The 19,449-nt window shown below is 30.1% G+C and carries 18 protein-coding genes and 2 riboswitches; of the genes, 16 read left to right on the top strand and 2 right to left on the bottom strand.

Annotated elements, in window-relative coordinates:
- Positions 1 to 3: 3 nt before the first annotated feature.
- From asrA to B2P65_RS05655, 8 genes are all read left to right on the top strand, one after another.
- Positions 4 to 1,011, top strand: a complete 1,008-nt coding sequence (gene asrA, locus B2P65_RS05690) for an anaerobic sulfite reductase subunit AsrA (protein ID WP_346879759.1) — start codon at positions 4 to 6, stop codon at positions 1,009 to 1,011.
- The gene (asrB, locus tag B2P65_RS05685; protein WP_346879758.1) at positions 1,012 to 1,806 is read left to right on the top strand and encodes an anaerobic sulfite reductase subunit AsrB; all 795 of its coding nucleotides are present in this window, start codon (positions 1,012 to 1,014) and stop codon (positions 1,804 to 1,806) included. It abuts the gene before it with no gap.
- 15 nt (positions 1,807 to 1,821) lie between these two features.
- Positions 1,822 to 2,784, top strand: a complete 963-nt coding sequence (gene asrC / locus B2P65_RS05680; RefSeq protein WP_346847044.1) for a sulfite reductase subunit C — start codon at positions 1,822 to 1,824, stop codon at positions 2,782 to 2,784.
- A 96-nt stretch (positions 2,785 to 2,880) separates the two neighbouring features.
- Positions 2,881 to 3,056: riboswitch (cobalamin riboswitch) on the top strand.
- Positions 3,057 to 3,280: 224 nt separating this feature from the next.
- Positions 3,281 to 4,165: an energy-coupling factor transporter transmembrane component T gene (locus tag B2P65_RS05675; protein ID WP_346879757.1), complete on the top strand. Its 885-nt coding sequence runs from the start codon at positions 3,281 to 3,283 to the stop codon at positions 4,163 to 4,165.
- Positions 4,146 to 5,825, top strand: a complete 1,680-nt coding sequence (locus tag B2P65_RS05670) for an energy-coupling factor transporter ATPase (protein WP_346877608.1) — start codon at positions 4,146 to 4,148, stop codon at positions 5,823 to 5,825. Before B2P65_RS05675 ends, B2P65_RS05670 begins: the two co-directional genes overlap by 20 nt.
- Positions 5,812 to 6,501, top strand: coding sequence for an ECF transporter S component (locus B2P65_RS05665; protein ID WP_346847047.1), 690 nt, complete (start codon positions 5,812 to 5,814; stop codon positions 6,499 to 6,501). The genes B2P65_RS05670 and B2P65_RS05665 overlap by 14 nt, the downstream gene beginning before the upstream one ends.
- Before the next feature lie 13 nt (positions 6,502 to 6,514).
- Positions 6,515 to 9,325 carry a DUF4430 domain-containing protein gene (locus tag B2P65_RS05660; RefSeq protein WP_346879756.1) on the top strand — a complete coding sequence of 937 codons (2,811 nt, stop codon included), beginning with the start codon at positions 6,515 to 6,517 and terminating at the stop codon, positions 9,323 to 9,325.
- 67 nt (positions 9,326 to 9,392) lie between these two features.
- Positions 9,393 to 10,211: a DUF4430 domain-containing protein gene (locus tag B2P65_RS05655; protein WP_346879755.1), complete on the top strand. Its 819-nt coding sequence runs from the start codon at positions 9,393 to 9,395 to the stop codon at positions 10,209 to 10,211.
- A gap of 81 nt (positions 10,212 to 10,292) precedes the next feature.
- Here the strand turns inward: B2P65_RS05655 and B2P65_RS05650 are convergent, their stop codons facing one another.
- Both B2P65_RS05650 and B2P65_RS05645 read right to left on the bottom strand, forming a co-directional pair.
- On the bottom strand, positions 10,293 to 10,913 hold the full coding sequence (locus tag B2P65_RS05650; RefSeq protein WP_346847050.1) for a DedA family protein: 621 nt from the start codon (positions 10,911 to 10,913) through the stop codon (positions 10,293 to 10,295).
- Positions 10,914 to 11,266: 353 nt separating this feature from the next.
- Positions 11,267 to 11,449: riboswitch (cobalamin riboswitch) on the top strand.
- A 234-nt stretch (positions 11,450 to 11,683) separates the two neighbouring features.
- Positions 11,684 to 12,859: an aminotransferase class V-fold PLP-dependent enzyme gene (locus tag B2P65_RS05645; RefSeq protein ID WP_346879754.1), complete on the bottom strand. Its 1,176-nt coding sequence runs from the start codon at positions 12,857 to 12,859 to the stop codon at positions 11,684 to 11,686.
- Positions 12,860 to 13,121: 262 nt separating this feature from the next.
- On the opposite strand from B2P65_RS05645, the gene yedE reads away from it, so the two are divergent.
- From yedE to modA, 8 genes are all read left to right on the top strand, one after another.
- Positions 13,122 to 14,219 (top strand): YedE family putative selenium transporter, encoded by a 1,098-nt coding sequence (gene yedE / locus B2P65_RS05640; RefSeq protein ID WP_035129665.1) that lies wholly within the window; start codon positions 13,122 to 13,124, stop codon positions 14,217 to 14,219.
- Positions 14,203 to 14,418, top strand: a complete 216-nt coding sequence (locus B2P65_RS05635) for a sulfurtransferase TusA family protein (RefSeq protein ID WP_341349071.1) — start codon at positions 14,203 to 14,205, stop codon at positions 14,416 to 14,418. The genes yedE and B2P65_RS05635 overlap by 17 nt, the downstream gene beginning before the upstream one ends.
- Position 14,419: 1 nt before the next feature.
- On the top strand, positions 14,420 to 14,656 hold the full coding sequence (locus tag B2P65_RS05630; RefSeq protein WP_346847052.1) for a putative Se/S carrier-like protein: 237 nt from the start codon (positions 14,420 to 14,422) through the stop codon (positions 14,654 to 14,656).
- 133 nt (positions 14,657 to 14,789) lie between these two features.
- On the top strand, positions 14,790 to 15,485 hold the full coding sequence (locus tag B2P65_RS05625; protein WP_035129662.1) for a response regulator transcription factor: 696 nt from the start codon (positions 14,790 to 14,792) through the stop codon (positions 15,483 to 15,485).
- A gap of 88 nt (positions 15,486 to 15,573) precedes the next feature.
- Positions 15,574 to 16,497 (top strand): ABC transporter ATP-binding protein, encoded by a 924-nt coding sequence (locus B2P65_RS05620; protein ID WP_346847053.1) that lies wholly within the window; start codon positions 15,574 to 15,576, stop codon positions 16,495 to 16,497.
- The gene (locus B2P65_RS05615) at positions 16,490 to 17,254 is read left to right on the top strand and encodes an ABC transporter permease (protein WP_346847054.1); all 765 of its coding nucleotides are present in this window, start codon (positions 16,490 to 16,492) and stop codon (positions 17,252 to 17,254) included. Before B2P65_RS05620 ends, B2P65_RS05615 begins: the two co-directional genes overlap by 8 nt.
- Positions 17,255 to 17,456: 202 nt before the next feature.
- Positions 17,457 to 18,356, top strand: coding sequence for a HAMP domain-containing sensor histidine kinase (locus tag B2P65_RS05610; protein ID WP_346877612.1), 900 nt, complete (start codon positions 17,457 to 17,459; stop codon positions 18,354 to 18,356).
- Between the two features lie 241 nt (positions 18,357 to 18,597).
- Positions 18,598 to 19,389: a molybdate ABC transporter substrate-binding protein gene (gene modA / locus B2P65_RS05605; RefSeq protein WP_346879753.1), complete on the top strand. Its 792-nt coding sequence runs from the start codon at positions 18,598 to 18,600 to the stop codon at positions 19,387 to 19,389.
- Positions 19,390 to 19,449: the final 60 nt, after the last annotated feature.

Genomic DNA, 19,449 nt, shown 5'->3' with positions numbered 1-19,449 from the left:
ATTATGGGTTACAAATTATATTTAGAAAAATTCAATGAAATTTTAAAAGAGCTTTCATCAGAGTATATAATATATGCTCCTATATTAATTAAAGGTGGTGCAAACTTTTCCGATACAGACAGGGTTAGATATGGGCAAATATCAAAGGTTGAAGATATAGTATTTGATGAAAAATCTCATTTTTCCTTTAAGGAAGTGTTATTACCACAATCTAAAACTCTACTTTATTTTACTGAAGATGAAGTAAAGGAAGCAGCCCCTAAATCTAAAGGGTCAATAGTATTTTTAAGAAGTTGCGACTTACATGCTGTAAAAAGAATGGATGATATATACTTAAGAAATGGCTTTGAAGATTACTATTACAAAAGACTTAGAGAGAATACAAAATTCATATTGATGGGGTGTGAAAGAACCTTTGAAAATTGTTTCTGTGTAGATATGGGAACTAATAAATCAAATAATTATGATGGATACATTAGGGTAGAAAATCATGAAGTTTACTTTGATAGTAAATGTGAAACTTTTGACATTTTATTAGAGAAAAAAGAGGTTGATACTATAGAGGTAGAACCTAAATTTATTTCTGAAAACAATGTTACCGTTAACATTCCAGAAGAACTTAGTCTAGATGTTATGAAATCTACCATGTGGGAGGAATATAATCAAAGATGCATTGCTTGTGGTCGTTGTAATTTTGTCTGTCCTACATGTACTTGCTTCACTATGCAAGATATTTTCTATCAAGATAATAAAAATGTAGGAGAGCGTAGAAGAGTATGGTCTTCCTGTCAAGTGGATGGATTTACTGATATGGCTGGAGGACATAGTTTTAGACAAAATAAGGGTCAAAGAATGCGTTTTAAGGTGCTACACAAAGTATATGATTACAAGAAAAAATGGGGTTACCATATGTGTGTAGGCTGTGGTAGATGTGATGATATATGCCCGGAATACATTTCATTTAGTAACTGTATTAATAAATTGCAATCAGCATGTGATGAGGTGAGATAGGTGAATAAGAATGAATATATACCTTTTATTTCAGAAATAAAGGAAGTAATAAAGCATACAGAAATTGAGTATACCTTTAGAATGAGCTATATTGGTGATGTGAAACCAGGGCAGTTCTTTGAAGTATCAATACCTAAATATGGAGAAGCACCTATATCAGTAAGTGGTATTGGAGAAGGAACTGTTGATTTAACAATACGTAAGGTAGGAAAGGTTACTGATGAAATATTTAGTAACTATGTAGGTGACAAATTATTTTTAAGAGGACCCTATGGAAATGGTTTCGATATAGATAATTATAAAGATCATGAAGCTATAGTAGTAGCTGGAGGTACAGGACTTTCTCCAGTAAGGGGAATTGTGGACTATTTTGGTAATAATCCACAGGATGCTAAAAAGTTTTCTCTAATTTGTGGATTTAAATCTCCTGAAGATGTTTTATTTAAAGAAGATATTAAGAGATGGAATAACACCATGGAATTAATTCTTACTGTAGATAAGGCAGAGGAGAGCTATGGAGGAAATGTTGGAATGGTGACTAAGTACATTCCAGATATGAAGATAGATGATATTAATGATGTACAAGTAGTTGTAGTAGGACCACCAATTATGATGAAGTTTACTGTGGATGAATTCTTAAAAAGAGGAATTCCAGAAAAAAATATTTGGATTTCTCAAGAGAGAAAAATGTGCTGTGGTATTGGAAAATGTGGACATTGCAAGATAGATGATACGTATATATGCCTAGATGGACCTGTGTTTAACTATACAAAGGGCAAAGAGTTAATAGATTAATTGGAGGTGAATTACATGGATATAAACACTAAAAACCTAAAAAAGAATGCATTTAGGGTTACAAAAAGAAGAGGATATACAGCATCAAGAATTCGTGTTCCAGGGGGAAAGATGGATGCTAAATATTTAGCCATGATTCAAGAGATTGCAGAAAAATACGGTGATGGAACTGTAAACATTACTATGAGGCAAGGCTTTGAAGTACCAGGTATTAGCTTTGAACATATGGATAAAGTAAATGAATTATTGCAACCAATCATTGAAGGATTAGAAATTAATCAAACAGATGAAGGAAAGGGTTACTCTGCAGCTGGAACTAGAAATATATCTGCCTGTGTAGGAAACAATATCTGTCCATATGCTAATTACAATACAACGGAATTTGCAAAGAAGATAGAAAAGGCCATCTTCCCCAATGATTTACACTTCAAAGTAGCTTTAACAGGATGTTCTAATGACTGTGGAAAAGTTAGACTAAATGATTTTGGAATAATAGGGATGACAGAACCTCAATATGATATGAATAAATGTGTATCCTGTGGAGCTTGTGTAAGAGCATGTACAAAGAAGTCCACTGGAGCATTAACTATGAATAACTATAAAATTCAACGTGATCATAAGAAGTGTATAGGGTGTGGAGAGTGTGTAATAGCATGTCCAACAGATGCATGGACTAGAAGCAGAGAAAAATATTACAAGCTTGTTCTTTTAGGTAGAACAGGAAAGAAAAATCCACGTTTAGCTAAGGATTTTATAGCTTGGGTAGACGAAGAGAGTATAATAAAAATAATCTGTAACACCTACAGCTATGTTAAGGAATATATAGATAAGGATGCACCAGGTGGTAAGGAGCATATAGGATATATTGTAGATAGAACAGGCTTCCCAGAATTTAAAAAGTGGGCCATGGAGGGAGTTAAGCTTTCTGATAAAACTGTTGTTCAAGAAACCATGTATTGGGATGGGATTAAGTATTAAAAATAATATATTTTAGTCACAATTGACTTTTTACCCTTGAATGTAAATATTTGTTGTAGTATAATCATATTTGTAAAATTTGAAAAAATAAATAAAACTAAATAATGAAATATAGGTTTGATTTTATCAATTAAAAGGGAAGTAGGTGTAAATCCTACACGGTCCCGCCGCTGTAAAGGTGGAGTTTTGTACTTATACCACTGGGAAACTGGGAAGGTGTACAAAAACCATGAAACCTGAGTCAGAAGACCTGCCTGTGTTTTAACACGTAAACTCTGCGGAGAATGGAGTGGTGTAACACAAGATATTTATATACATATGTATACATAAATATATTTTTAATATATTTTTTGTATTTATATATTTTTATGATGTATATGGTTGGTAAATATGATGTTATTTAAGTCCATTTAACTTAGAGTTAAATGGACTTTTTTTACGTTTAAATTTATTTGAAATAAGTAATAAATTAATATTTTTAAAAGGGGGCGAAAAATTGAGTTTTAACAAAAGAAAGTTTGATTTTCATGTTTTAACATATATTATTCTATTTTTATCATTAATAATAATAATTTTTTCTAATGATAATCCGGCAGTGGTTTTCTCTCTATATTTTTATATATTTTCATTATTCATATATAGCGGAAACACATATAAATTAAAAAAAGTTTTAGTTTATTTTATACCCTTTGCCATATTTATAATTCTTCTAAATATGATATTTGTTACACAAGGTAGTATGATTTTATTTCAAATTGGAAGTAAAAAATTTACCTTGGAGGCTTTAATATATGCATTAACAATGGCACTTAAGTTATTTGCAGTGGCCAGTCTCTTTATATCCTTTGAATTTATTATTGATTCAGATAGGGCAATTTCATATTTTTCAAGCAAGATGCCAAAATCAACTTTAACTCTAGTTATTGCTTTTAAGTTAGTTCCTGGTCTTAGAGATAGATTAAATAAACTTAAAGAAATTTATACAATTAGAGGAGTTGATTTTAATAAAAAGAGTTCAAGAGAAAAGACTAAAAGCTATGTTCCAGTATTGTCAATATTACTTGAAAATTCTATGGAAAGTTCTTTTGATATAGGGGAAGCAGCTTTTGTTAGAGGATTTTTAAGTAATGAAAGAAGTACCTATGACAGACAGAAGTTTAGAAAAAAAGATATTTCTATTATGGTTTTAAGCGGAGTTTTATTAATAGTATATATATTTGCTCAATATAAAGGAGCTGTTGATTTCAAAATATATGATGGGGTAAGTATAGTAAATATATTTAACTATGGAACAACATCAATATTTGTGATTATTCTAGCTATTACATTATTAATTTTAAAATATAGTAGGGAGAAAGACTATGGAATATATAGAGATTGAAAATTTAAGTTATTCATATCCTCTAGAAGGAAAGAAATCTTTAAATAACATAAATTTAGGATTAGGTAGAGGAGAGGTTTTATTAGTAGTTGGGAAATCGGGTTCAGGGAAATCAACTTTAGCTAAATCAATTACTGGGGCTGTTCCTCATTTTTATGGGGGCACAATATCAGGAGGAATTATCATTGATGGAGTACCATTAGAAGAGATGAGCCATAGCGAAAGGGCAAAGACAGTTACAATGGTTTTTCAGGATCCGGAGAAACAATTAATGATGAATAAGGTTCATAGAGAGATTGCTTTTGGACTTGAAAATATAGGGGTAAGTGAATCAACTATTAAGAGACGTGTATGGGAGGTCATGGAGTTTATAGGAATAACTGACCTGGCAGAAAGAGATATAACAACTTTATCAGGTGGTCAAAAGCAAAAAGTTGCAATAGCCTCTGCAGTGGCATATTTGCCAAAATGTATTATTTTTGATGAACCTTCCTCTCAGCTTGATGTTTCTGCGGCAGAAAGCATTGTGAATCTAATTAGAAAAATAAATGAAGAATTAGGAATAACAATAATCATTATAGAGCAGCGAGTAAATAAATGGTTTGATATAGCTGATAAAATTGCCTTTATGAATGAGGGTAAAGTTAATTTTTATAATAGTAGGTATGATTTTTATAAAGAATCTAAAGAAGAAGTTATTAATTTTTTACCTGATTATTTGAAGCTTAGCAAAAACCTTTCATGGGGTAATATGCCTAATAATTTCAAAGAAACTAGATGTAGAATTGATGATAAATATTCTGATATTAGCATAGATTGTTTAGATTTTAAAATAGATAAAAATCATGTTAAGAAACAAGTTTGCGAATATGGTAGTAATGCAATAAAAACAGAGAAATTAAATTGTTACTTCAATTCAATTCATGCCATAAAAGATCTTTCATTAAATATTGAAAATGGAGATTTCATAGGTATTATGGGAGCAAATGGGGCTGGTAAGAGTACACTTTTAAATTCTCTTATTGGGCTTAAAGAGTATAAGGGTAGTATTAAGGTATTTGGTAATGAAGTGAAAAAACTAACTGTTAATAAGATGGCAAGTATCATTGGATATGTATCACAGAATCCGAATGATTACATATCGAAATCAACGGTGTATGAAGAACTAAAGTTTACAATGGATAATTATAATTCCTTTGATAAGGAAGAATTAGAAAAGGTTTTAAAAGATTTAGATATTTATGAACTTAAGGATAAAAATCCAAGGGATTTAAGTGGAGGTCAAAAACAGAGGGTAGCCATAGGTTCTATATTAGTGATGAAGCCTAAAATACTTCTCATTGATGAGCCAACAAGAGGCCTTGACCTTGAAGTTAAAAATAAATTAGGTAGGGTTCTTAAAAATTTAAATAATAATGGAACTACAATAGTTATGGTCACCCATGATGTGGATTTTGCCTGTGATTTTTGCAAAAGTTTTGCTCTTATGTTTAATGGAGAAATAGTATCAAAGGGAAGTAGAGATGAGGTACTAAGCCATGGAATTTACTATACAACTTCCATAAATAAACTTTTTAAGAATGTAAATGAGAAGATTTTTACACTTGATGAAGGAAAAAAATATTTACTAAAAGAGGGACAAGCAAATGAAAAAAATTAGTTTAATAATAACCTCCCTTATTATTTTAGTTCTTATGATACTTACACTGCAAAAGGATATCCAAAATAGTTTTGCCCTACTTTCTACATTGGGGGTTTTGGGAATACTGTTTTTAAGTTATTTTTACTTTGAGAAAAGTATGCTGGGTACAAAGGAGATTGCAGTAATTGCAACTTTAAGTGCATTTACTGCACTATCGAGAATTGCCTTTGCTCCTATACCAAATGTGAAGCCTGTAACATTCCTTGTGGCATTATCAGGTTTTGTATTTGGGCCCTATGAAGGATTTCTTATTGGGAGTACATCAGCATTTTTATCTAATATATTTTTTGGTCAGGGACCATGGACACCGTGGCAGATGTTTTCCTGGGGACTTGTGGGAATTATATCTGGTATTTGGGGTAGAAAGGGAAAAAGAGTAAGGGCTCTAAAATTTTCAATTATATGTTTTATCTATGGATTTATGTTTGATTGGATCATGAATTTTTGGTATGTTTTGGGTTTTGTAAAACCAATTACAATACAAAGTGTTATCATGGCTTATCTGTCAGGATTAACATTTGATATTTTACATGGAGGAGGTAGCTTTATTTTTTCAATTATATTCTATGATAGCTTTATTGATGTACTTTTAAGATACAAAAGAAGGCTTGATATAACTTATATAAAAAATTAATGGAGGGGATTTTATGAAGAAGACATTTAAAAAGAATCTATTATGTTTATTAGTTGCATTACTAATTGGATTTACTCAGTTTTCTACAATTTTTACACAAAAAGTTGAAGCTGCTGATAAATCTGTAAAGGTGAAGGTTAGGATTGAAGCTAGTGACCATACTATCGTTCCAGAAACAGAAGTGGATGTAACAAATTTTGAGTTAGAACCTTATAACTGTAATGAAGTTAGCGGTGAGCCTAAGGCAATACATGCTATAATCAAAGCTTTAGAAGCCAATGGTCTTAATCCAAAAGATCAAAGCAAATTTAACTTTGGACGTGGAAGCTATATATCCAATATTGATGGAGTATCTCAGGGATCATTTGGGTCATTTGATGGTTGGGGATATTATGTTAATGATAATTATACAGATAAGTTAGTTGGTGGTCATGATTTAGTAGATGGGGACAGTATAGTACTATTCCACATGGAAAATTATGTGTACGCACGTTATGGTTACTTTAATAAGAAAGCAGTTAGCGCAAAAACTGGGGAAGATATTTCACTAGATTTAACTGGTAAATATTTTTTCCCGGGTGGAATACCAAATGATGTGGCTTTAGTAGATAAGGCAAAAATAATTATTAATGATAAAGAAACCCAATATATTACTGATGAAAATGGACAAGTAAAACTAAACTTCGATAAACCAGGAACCTACATTGTTACTGCAGATAAAAGGGTAAAGGATTGTGATCCCTTTGACTACAGTAAAACTGGCAGGCCCTTTAAAGATAAAGTTCTTGACAATAGAATGCTAGCAAGACCATACTGTAAAATTGTTGTTGAACAAAAGGATAAAGTTGCTCCACAAATAACAACAAATATAAGTAAAACAACAGTGACAAAAAGTGAGTTTACATTTATAGTATCTGCCATTGATGATGTTGATGGTAAGGTTAATAGTGAAGTTAAATTAGGGGAAAATGTTATTGAACCTAATGAAGATGGACAATATGTTGTTAATCTTTCTAAGGGCGAAAATAGAATATCTGTTAAAGCAGTAGATAAGGCTGGAAATGAAGGAAAGAAGACTATAGTAGTTAACTATAAAGAATTATCATCTATTGATTCATATGATGTTAAGAGTGAATTAGAAAAAACTAAAAACTATATGATTGCTAATAATGGTGATGAGTGGGCAGCTTTAAGTTTAAGTAAATTTGGAATCAAAGGTAATAAAGAAAGCTTTAACAATATAGTTAAGCAATTTAAGAGTGGAGTAGAGGAAGATGGATTATCTGAGTATTTTTATAAAGATACAGATCTTGAAAAAATGATAATGTATGTTACTAGCCAAGGTTATAATCCTTATAATTTCTTAGGTCATGACTTGGTTAAGGAGTTATTTAACAGAGATGTAAAAGAATTCAATAGATATGCACAGATATTTGGACTGATGGTTTACGATTACTGTAATGTAAGTGGAGAATATAAAATTACAAAAGATATACTAGCTAAGGAGTTAGTTAATAGTAAAGTAGTTTATGATGTAGATGGAGATGAATATTGTGGATGGAATATATGGGGTTCTGATGTAGATGTTGATACAACTGCTGCTGCAATAAATGCGTTATCAAGCTATTATGATAATAATAAAGAAATTAAAGATACTATTGATAAAGCAGTTAAAACATTAGCATTAATGCAAAAAGAAAATGGATGTTATGAAGCTTGGGGAAGTGAAGCTAGTGAAAGTATTAGTTTTACAATTTTAGGACTTACATCAATAGGTGTTGACCCAGCTGGTGAGTTATTCACTAAATCAAATGGAGAAGACCTAAATAATTTAGTTTCTGCCCTGCTTACATTTAAGGGCACTGATGGTCAATTTAAGCATACAACAGATACTAATAATAATTACATGTCAAGTGAGCAGGCATTAAGAGCTTTAATTGCCTTAGAGCAATTTAGAGGAAATGGTAAATACAATTATTATAAGAGTAATATTGATGCAAAATTATTACCTGTATATGTTGAAGGTAATAATACTCCTGTAGTTAATGTTCCAGAAGATACAGATGATATCAAAATACCTATAGGTATAATTAAGAGTCCAGAGTCAAATGAAGTAGTAGTAAATTGGAATGATACATCTTTGAATATACCATCTAAGATTTTTGATTCATATACAGGAATTTTAGAAGATTATCAGGTTATCTTAAAAAGAGAAGTTTTAGATAAAAATTCTAATATATTAAATATAGAAAATGGAACTAAGATCATAGGTAAGGTTTTTGATTATACTATGTCAGTAAAAGATAATAAAGGAAAGATAACTGAAATAAAAGATTTTGGTAGCAATAAAGTAAAGGTCGTAATAAAATTATCAAAAGATGATATAAAGGGAATAGATGTTTCAAAATTAGCAGCATATTATTACAATGGTACTAAGTGGGAAAAAATAGATGGTGGTAAATTTGATAATAATAATTTAACATTTACCTTTGAAACTACACATTTTAGTATTTATAGCTTGATGGTTAAAGATGATGAATCTAAGGATAATAGTGATAAAACAGATGAGGAATCAAATAATAAAACAGATAATGAAATAAATAATGATACAAATAATGATACAAATAATAAAACAAATAATGATACAAATAACAAAACAAACAATGGTGGTAAGAGTGAGTCCAATACCGTTAATGGTAATAAAGCAGACGATCTTCCTAAAACAGGAAAACCTATGAATTTGAATTTATTAGTAGTTGGATCATTGATTTGTATAGTATCAGGGATTGTTTTAATAAAAAGAAAAAGAATTAGTAATAACTAAAATAGTAAATACATAAGGAAGCTGTAGGCTTCCTTGTGTATTTATTAGAATTTAGAGAGAAGGTGCTATGTTGAAGGGGAAAAATAAGATATTACTTATAATTTCCGCTCTTATTATTTTTGCGGGAATGTTTGTTTTTGCACAAAAACTTCAAAAGTCATTCAATAATACAATTGCTGAAAAAGCTACAATCACAGCTGAGCAAGAAAATAAAGAAGACAGCAAAAATGATAAAATTAATAAGGAAGTAAGTGATAAGGAAACTAGTACGGATAAGACTGATAATAAAGAAGATAGTAAGGTTAATGAAAGCAATAAAGAGACTGATGATAAAGAAAATGTTGTAGTTAATGATTTATCTAAAGTTAAAGATAATTCTGATTCTAACACTGAAAAGAAATCTAATGCTAATAGCTATAATTCGAAAAATTCATCTACTGAAAAGAAAAAAACTGCAAGTAAAAAGGAAGAATCATCAAATTCATCCAATAGTTCTAAAGCAACTGTAGAACCTAAAAAGGAGGAGCCAACTCCAGTGGTAAAAGATGAAACTCCAAACTTTATAGTAATTGATACAATAAGTAATAAAACACTAGCTTCTAAATATGTAGATTATGATAATATTACTGTTGCTCAATTAACATTCAAGGTTTTAGATGAGTTAGGGATAAAATATAGAACTACAGGCTTTAACGATACAACATACTTTGCATCTATTGCAGGGCTTAGAGAGAAAGCTGCTGGTCCTTTAAGTGGATGGTGCTACTATGTAAAGAAAAGTGGGAGTAATGGATTTGTTAAACCTAATGTGGGAACCGGAAGTTGGATTTATAATAAAGGTGATACTGTGATATGGAAATATTGGGAGGATGGAGTTAATAATTAATTTTTATCAATGCCAACATTAGTTAAATATATAAAATAAGAAAGTACCTATTATCACTGAAGGTACTTTCTTATTTTTTAATTACTCCAAGGAATTCTTTCTTTTTTTCATGAATTTATAAGCTATGAATCCAAAACAAATTACTAGAATAGCTATAGCTACAATAGAATAATCTTTCAAAATCCTTTGAATTAGGTCAGTATTTTCACCTAAAAAATATCCTAAAGATATAAGAATTATGTTCCAAATAGTTATACCCCCAAGGGAGTATAATATAAATTGAGAATAACTCATTTTTACAGCCCCTACAGCTAGTGATATGTAAGTTCTAGTTAAAGGGAATAATCTACTTAGAAACACAGCAGGTTTTCCATACTTATCAAGAAATAAATCTAACTTATTGAAACTTTTTTTTGCACCAGATGATTTACTACAAAGCCAATTTATTATAGGAGAGCCTCCAAAGTATCCAATGGTATAGCAAAGAGTTGAACCAATTAATCCTGCTCCAGTACTAAGAAGAATAACTCCAATAAAGCTAAAGTTACCATAAGAAGCTAAAAGACCTATAAAAGGTAACAGTACTTCACTAGGCAATGGAAAACAGGAATATTCTAAAAATACCGCTAAGAATACACCAGGATATCCAAATCCTTGTATAGTAGTTATTATTGTATTTAAAAAATCATTTACAAAATTCATATAAGCACCTCAAATTTATATTTTAAGATATATTTAAACAAGTGTATTATAAACTTAAAGTGTATAAACTTAAAGTTTAATTAAGTTAAGTTTATGTTAAATACAATATATTGTAATATATTATTAAAGGCTTAAGGATATAACTTTTATGTATAGATTACTTATACTTTTATATTGAAGGAAATTAATAAGAATAATAAGTGTATTGTATAAGATACTAAATGAAAATCAAGGAAAATCCTTGAATTACATGGGTAAAAGTAGTATAATGATATTGTAGTTGATACACTATATTATATTAAAAAACAATATATAGCATTAGCTTACATAAGCTGATTAATAAAGAGAAAATTTAATATAAAAATAATAGAGGTACAAAGTTTAATACTTTGTTTAAAAGGGAAGTAAGTGAAAATCTTATACGGTCCCGCCGCTGTAATGGTGAGAAGCTTCTTAAAGCGCCACTGACGAATGTTGGGAAGGCTGAAGCAACTGTGAACCAAAGTCAGAAGACCTGCCTATATTAATACACTAGATACTCTACGGTAGATGGAGGGGTGTTATAAAAGAATGGATATATTAAAGCATAGCATATACTTTAATGTAATTTTCTGTGATTTTTATACCCCTTAACTGAAGAGTTAAGGGGTTTTGTTGTTGAGTAAATATATAACTTTAAATCCCTAGTAATTATTGCCCTATAAAAAATTTATATATAATAATTAAAGGTTTGAAGATATTGCATCTTTGAGCCTTTAATTATTATATTGCTAAAACCATAGAGTGTTATTATCTGATGAAGCAATTACTTCTTTAATAGCATTAACAGCATATAATACATCATCTTCAGTGTTAAAGGAGCCAAAGGCGAATCTTACTGTTCCGTTAGGGAAAGAGCCTAGGGTCTTATGAGCTGATGGTGCACAATGAAGCCCACATCTCACAGATATGCCGTGGTTTTTGGATAGCATATGGGATATTTGACCATTATCACCCTTAGGAAAATCAATGGATACTACAGAAATCCTATTTTCAGCAGAAGGTAGTCCCAGAACTTTAATTTCTTTTATATCCTTAATGTTATCTAAAAATAGTTTAGTTAATTTCATTTCATGATCTTTTATACTACTAAGTCCTTTTTCCTTTAGATATTTTAAGGCTGCATTTAAGCCAAATATTCCAGGTATATTTGGAGTACCACCTTCAAATTTATCAGGCATGTAATCAGGTTGAATTTCATATTCAGAGAAGCTACCAGTACCACCTTCTATAAGAGGAGTAGTTATTTTAGCTAATTCATCTTTTATCAAAAACCCACCTATACCTTGAGGTCCAAGAAGTCCCTTATGACCAGTAAAACATAAAACATCTATATTCATTTTCTCCATATCTATTGGAATTGATCCAGCTGTTTGTGCTGTGTCTGCAATGAAGTAAATATTATTTGCCTTGCAGAACTGTCCTATTTCCTCAAAGGGCATAATAGTTCCACATACATTAGAGCTATGGGTCATTACTACAGCTTTAGTATTAGGCTTAAGGTATTTATGTAAATCAGATGGATTTAACTGTCCTAGGGAATTACAAGGTACTACAGAGTGCTCTATACCTTTGCTTTGTAAGGCGTTTAAAGGGCGAAGTACTGCATTATGTTCCATAGAAGAAGTAATCACATGGTCACCAGCCTTTAAAAATCCTTTTAAAATAACATTAAGACTATGAGTTATATTGCTAGTAAAAATTACATTTTCAGGTTTTGAAAAATTAAATAGTTCACAGAGTAGTTCTCTAGTTTCATAGACTATGTTTTCTGCATTAAAGGAACTATCATAACTACCCCTATTTACATTTCCACCTACATTAACAATATAATTTGTCATAGCTTCAGCTACAGAATTAGGCTTAGGAAAGGATGTAGCACCATTATCTAAATATACTTTTCTCATAATTACCTCCTGAAATCTATATATCCTATATCTAATTAAAGCTTTAAAAATAAACATTTTTTCCTACATTATTATATCATAGAGAATTAAATATAAAGGTTTTATATATTAGGGTTACATAAGTATTAAAAAAACAAATAGATTGTTCTTCGTCTATTCGTAATAAAAATTTAATAAAAATATAAATATATGTTAAAATTTACTTTGGATGAGTTATTATCAAAATTTATTATATTTATCAAATATATGGGGGGAGTAAACCATGAAAGAAAAAAGAGGCATAATTTTTGCTGGTGGAATCATTGGTCTATTATCTGTAGCTTTGGTGTATTTAGGAAATCCTAAAAACATGGGTGCTTGTATAGCATGTTTCTTAAGAGACATAGCAGGTGCGGTAGGACTACATAGAGCTGAAGTTGTACAGTATATAAGACCAGAAGTAATTGGTATAGTTTTAGGGGCATTTATAATTGCACTATTTACAAAGGAATTCAAAGTAAAGGGTGGTTCTTCACCATTCTTAAGATTTATTCTTGGTGCTATAGTGATGATTGGTGCTCTAGTATTCTTAGGATGTCCACTTAGAATGGTTCTTAGAATTGCTGGTGGAGACTTAAATGCTGTAGTAGGCTTACTTGGATTTGCAGCAGGGATATTTGTTGGAATTCAATTTTTAAACAGAGGCTTTACTTTAAAGAGAAATTATAATTTAACTACAGCTGAAGGATATGCAATGCCAGTAATAGCAATAATGTTATTAGTATTATTAATATCTGCTCCAGCATTTATATTCTTTAGTGCAAAGGGTCCAGGTTCTATGCATGCACCTATATGGTTTGCTTTAGCAGCAGGACTTATTATAGGAATTGTAGCACAAAGAACAAGACTTTGCATGGTAGGTGGAATTAGGGATTTAATCATGTTTAAAGATAGTTATTTAATGTGGGGATTTATATCAATATTTGTAGTAACATTAATAGGAAACTTAGTTCTAGGAGATTTCAAACTAGGCTTTGTTGAACAACCTATAGCTCATAATGATGCACTATGGAACTTTATGGGTATGTTAGTTGCAGGTTGGGGTTCAGTACTTTTAGGAGGATGCCCATTAAGACAATTAATACTTGCTGGGGAAGGAAATGCAGATTCTGCAATCACAGTAATGGGGATGATTGTTGGAGCAGCTTTTGCACATAACTTCAAATTAGCATCTTCAGGAGAAGGTCCTACTGGCAATGGAAAGATTGCAATATTTATAGGAATAGCAATATTATTAGGGATTTCTTATTTCTGTATGAATAAATCATTTAACATAAGTAAGAGTAAGGCTGATAGCAAAGGTGGTGTTTCTATTGGTTAAGGTAGATGCAAGGGGAATGAGCTGTCCTCAACCAGTTTTAATGGCTAAAAAAGCATTAAGTGCAAACAAAGATGGATTTGAAATATTAGTTGATAATAATGTGGCTAAGGAAAATGTTTCAAGGTTTATTAAAAATGCAGGTTTAAATGCTGTAGTTACAGAAGTAGAAGAAGATTTTCTAATAAAGGCAGTTAAATAAAATGCAGTATATTGGAGTTTTTTTCACCCATTCAGGGGCTATAAAATATCACAGATATTTAGATAGTATTGAAATTGCTAATGAAACTATGCCAGTTCCAAGAAGACTTAGCTCTAACTGTGGAATTGGGGTTAAATTTATTACAGACAGAGATATAAACAATATGATAACTGAAGATATTGAAAAGATATTTAAAATTGAGGGTAATGAAAGCATTCTTGTATATGAATGTGAATAAATAGAAAGAATCTATCTGTAACAGGATAGGTTCTTTTTTACTCTGTTTATCTATAGTTAATTATGTGATATAAAGTATATAGAGAATATATATGTAAGTTCCATTACGATACTAATAAAGAGGGGTGTTATATATGGAAGAAAGAATATCTATTTTAGTAGTAGAAGATGATGTAGATATAAATGGATTACTATGCAAAATTCTTAAAAAGCAAAATTATGAGGTGAGTAGTGCATATTCAGGTAGTGAAGCTAGAATGTGCATTAACATGTATAATTATGATTTGATTCTTTTAGATTTAATGTTACCAGGATTAACTGGAGAAGAGTTGATAGGAGAAATCAGAAAATCAAAAACTATGCCAATTATTATTATCTCTGCGAAAACTGAGATTTCAGATAAGGTAAAGCTGCTGAAATTAGGTGCAGATGACTATATTACTAAACCCTTTGAGATAAGTGAAGTTGCTGCAAGAGTAGAAGCCCAACTGAGAAGATATAAAAGATTTAGTACTTCAGAGGATAAGGGGCAGGTCTTAGCTTATAAGAATTTAGAGCTGGATAAGGAAGCTATGAAGGTCACAGTGAATGGAAATGACCTTACACTAACGGTAAGAGAGTTTTCTATACTAGAGCTTTTACTAACTCATCCTAAAAAAGTATTTACTAGAGAAAACTTGTATAAGAATATATGGAATGAAGAGTTCTATGGAGAAGATAATACTGTAAATGTGCATATTAGTAATATTAGATCTAAGATATCAAAATTAGATAAGGATACAGAGTATATAAAAACTATTTGGGGTATAGGGTTTACTATGGCTGAATAAACTTTATGATTTCTTTAACTTTTCTTAAGTGTTTATTGAGTTTTGAATTTTATAATAAAGACAATAAGAAAAGGGAAGGGTGAGATTTATGGAAGAAAGTATATTAATTACGCGAAATTTAAGTAAATCCTACGGAAAATTTGAGGCAGTAAAGGATACTAATATAAATATAAAAAAAGGCTCAATATATGGATTGGTAGGAAAAAATGGTGCTGGTAAAACTACTTTATTAAGGATGATTGCAGGCCAAACTATGATAACTAGTGGTGAGATACAATTATTCTCAGAAACTACAGAAAAAGGTTTAGAGATTTCAAGAAAAAGAATAGGCGCAATGATTGAAACTCCAAGTTTTTTTCCATATTTAACGGCGGAGGAAAATCTTGAGTATTATAGAGTTCAAAGAGGAATAGCTGGTTCAGAATGCATAAAACAATTACTTAAAGATGTAGGACTTGAAGATACTAAAAAGAAAAAATTTAAGAGTTTTTCTTTAGGTATGAAACAGAGATTAGGGTTAGCTCTTGCAATGATGAATAATCCGGACTTTTTAGTTTTAGATGAACCAATAAATGGACTTGATCCAATGGGGATTGTTGAAATTCGTAATCTTCTTTTAAAACTAAATGAAGAGAAGAATATTACCATAATAATTTCTAGTCATATACTAAGTGAATTAGCTAGTATAGCAACGGAATATGGCTTTATTGAGAGAGGACAGATGGTAGAACAGATTTCTGCAGAAGAACTTAAGGAGAAGTGTAAGGAATGTTTAGAGATATCAGTAGATAATGCTGAGAAGGCAGCAGTACTGTTAGAGGATAAACTAAATTGTCATGAATATGAGGTATTACCTAATAACATAATTCGAATTTATAAATTTAAAGATACACCTTCCATGGTAAGCAGTACAATTGTTAAAAATGGGGTAGAGTTAAATTCTATGAATATAAAGGGAACCAATTTAGAAGAATACTTTGTTTCATTAGTTGGAGGTGTTATCAATGCTTAATTATATAAAAAGTGAATTATATAGAACTACTCATCGTAAATATCCTTATGTTTTAGTTGGAACTTCTTCATTGATATGTATTCTAGTTAATGTATTAGCATTATGGTTTATGAAAGACCAAGAAGCAATTAACAGAATAACAATGCCAGATATGCTAATGATTTCAACAGGTCTTTTTACATTGATTTATTATTCTGTAATTATGATTGTAGATATTGTATTTTCAGATGAACATAAGCATCAAACTTTAAAAAATACAGTATCCTTTGGGATTAATAGAACAAAAATATATTTAGGGAAATTTATTGTAGAAGTGATTGTAGCCACAGTATCTTTAATTATAGTTGCCACTGTGTTAATATTAAGTTCTTATATATGTCTTGGTTTAGGTGGAGCAACTATGGCAGAAACACTTGGTAATTTTGGGAATAAACTCATTGCTGTATTCCCACTTTGGTTAACAGGAATTGCTATTGCAAACTTACTTGCTTTTAATATTAAGAATAATAATATATTTGCCTTTGCTTATCTAGGGGTAGTAGCTATATTTCCAGGAATAATTAAGCTCCTAGGTTACTATAAACCTATATTTGCAAAAATACAATTATATTTAGTTTCTTACAACATTAAATTTATAGTAGGTCAAGACAGGGTTCTTTCTGAGGATATTACAAAATTTTATGTACTAGGTATAGTATACATTACTTTAATAACGGTTATAGGAATTATTTCCTTTAGAAGAAGAGAGATAAAATAGAATTAATTATTTAAATTCACACATATATAAATTCATACTTATTTAAATATGAAACTATATAAATATAAACCTAGTTAAATAGTAAAATAGGAATATAGTTAAATATTAAAATAGTTAACTATTTGTTCTGTTTATGGGGGTTAAGAGGGTTTCGTTATTTGAAGAAATATATTTAGGGCGTAAGTCTTGGGAGGAGCATTAAATGATATATATAACTATTTTATTTGGTGGTATAGCAGCATTATTTATAGTGCTCTTTCTACTAAATCGCTATAATATAAACAATATAAATAAGGAATTGAAGAAGCTTAAAAATATAAAAACCAATGAACAATTAAAATTAGCAGCCCCTAATAAAAATATTGAAGAGATGATAGGTGAAATTAATTTTATATTAGAAAAAAGTCAAAATGATAGAATAGCTCATGAAAAGAGTGAAAGTGAATTAAGAAAGCAAATTGCTAATATATCTCATGATTTAAGAACTCCTCTTACATCTATTCTAGGCTATGTACAGCTAATTAGGGATGAGTCTACTAGTGAAGAAGAAAAACAGGAGTACTTAGATATTATAGAAAAACGCTCTAAGGTGTTGCAAAATCTTATTACTAGCTTTTATGATTTATCTAGATTAGAAGCCAATGAATATGACCTAGAATTTAAAAAGGTTAATGTTGAAAGTTTATTGCGTGAAATTGTAGCAGCTTTTTATAATGATTTTGTTGATAAAGACTTTGAAGTAGAAGTTGATCTACAAGAAAAATTACCAGCTATAATTGCTGATGAAAATGCTGTAATTAGAATTTTTACAAATATATTTCAAAATGCCTTAAAGCATGGTAGTAAAACTATGTCTATATGTCAAAGGCAAGTAGATGGAGTAATTATTTCTACTTTTAGTAATAGGGTAGAAAACTTTACACAGGAAGACTTAGAACATGTTTTTGATAGATTTTTTACTACAGACAGAATGAGGACAGGACAAAATACAGGTCTTGGATTAACTATTGTAAAGAAACTTACAGAAAGTATGGGACATGAGGTTTCTGCTAGTTTAGAGGATGAAGTCTTTACAATTCAGATTAGATTCAAATTAAAATAGTAGTATAAAATATATAAGTTTTAAATAAGAAAAGAACATTCAAGGCTGAGAAGACAGTTTATGATTGTTCTTTTTTATGTATAATATATGACTTTAAACTCAATCTTAAAAAATCAGCATATTCTATATGAGGATAAAAAGAACATTTTTAACAATAGCAATAAAATGGTTAAAATGTATTTTAAATCTACACAATAAGATGTATAATTAATACATAATTGTGGAAAAAGGTGGAAGTGCTTTGAAAAAGTTAAGAAGTATAATAGTAATTACAGTTTTAGCTATAGCCTTTGTTGGATGTTCAAATGGACAAGCTAATAAAGAAGAAACTAATAATAGTGGAGAAAAAAAAGAAATAATAATCTCAGCAGCGGCAAGTCTTAAAGAATCTATGGAGGAAATTAAAAAGATCTATGAAGAAAAAAATAATATAACTTTAACTTTTAACTTTGGGGCATCAGGAGAGCTTCAAAAACAAATTGAGGAAGGGGCACCGGTAGATATATTTATGTCTGCAGGAGAAAAGCAATTTAAAGCTCTAGAGGATAAGGAACTTATAGAAAGTGGAAGTAAGAAAGACATAGTAGAAAATGAACTTGTTTTAATTGTTAATAATGAATATAAAGATAAAATAAAGGAGCTAGATGATTTGGATAACCTAGATGGACATATAGCTTTAGGCGAAATAGGCTCTGTACCCGCAGGACAATATGCTGAGGAAGCTTTAAATCACTATAATAAGTGGGATATCATAGAGAATAACATTGTTTTTGCAAAGGATGTTAAACAAGTTGTTAGTTATGTAGAAAATGGTGAAGCAGCTTGTGGTATTGTTTATAAATCTGATACAGTTAGTATAAAAAATTCTGTTGTGGTCACTACTTTTGATACATCAAGTCATAAAAAGATCATATACCCAGGAGGGGTAATAAAGACTTCTGAAGTTAAAGCTGAGGCTAAAAGTTTTTTAGAGTTCTTAGCTACTAGTGAAAGTAAAAGAATACTGGAAAGGTATGGTTTTAAGATTAATTAGTTATTAAACAAGGATAATTTATAAGTTTCATAGGAAACAATTGCCTTATGAAGCTTATAA

Source organism: Clostridium sp. UBA3061, assembly GCF_002367465.1.
Taxonomy (GTDB): domain Bacteria; phylum Bacillota; class Clostridia; order Clostridiales; family Clostridiaceae; genus Clostridium_J; species Clostridium_J sulfidigenes.
The sequence above is the reverse complement of the archived record's forward strand: the minus strand, read 5'-3'. Positions and strand labels throughout refer to the sequence as shown.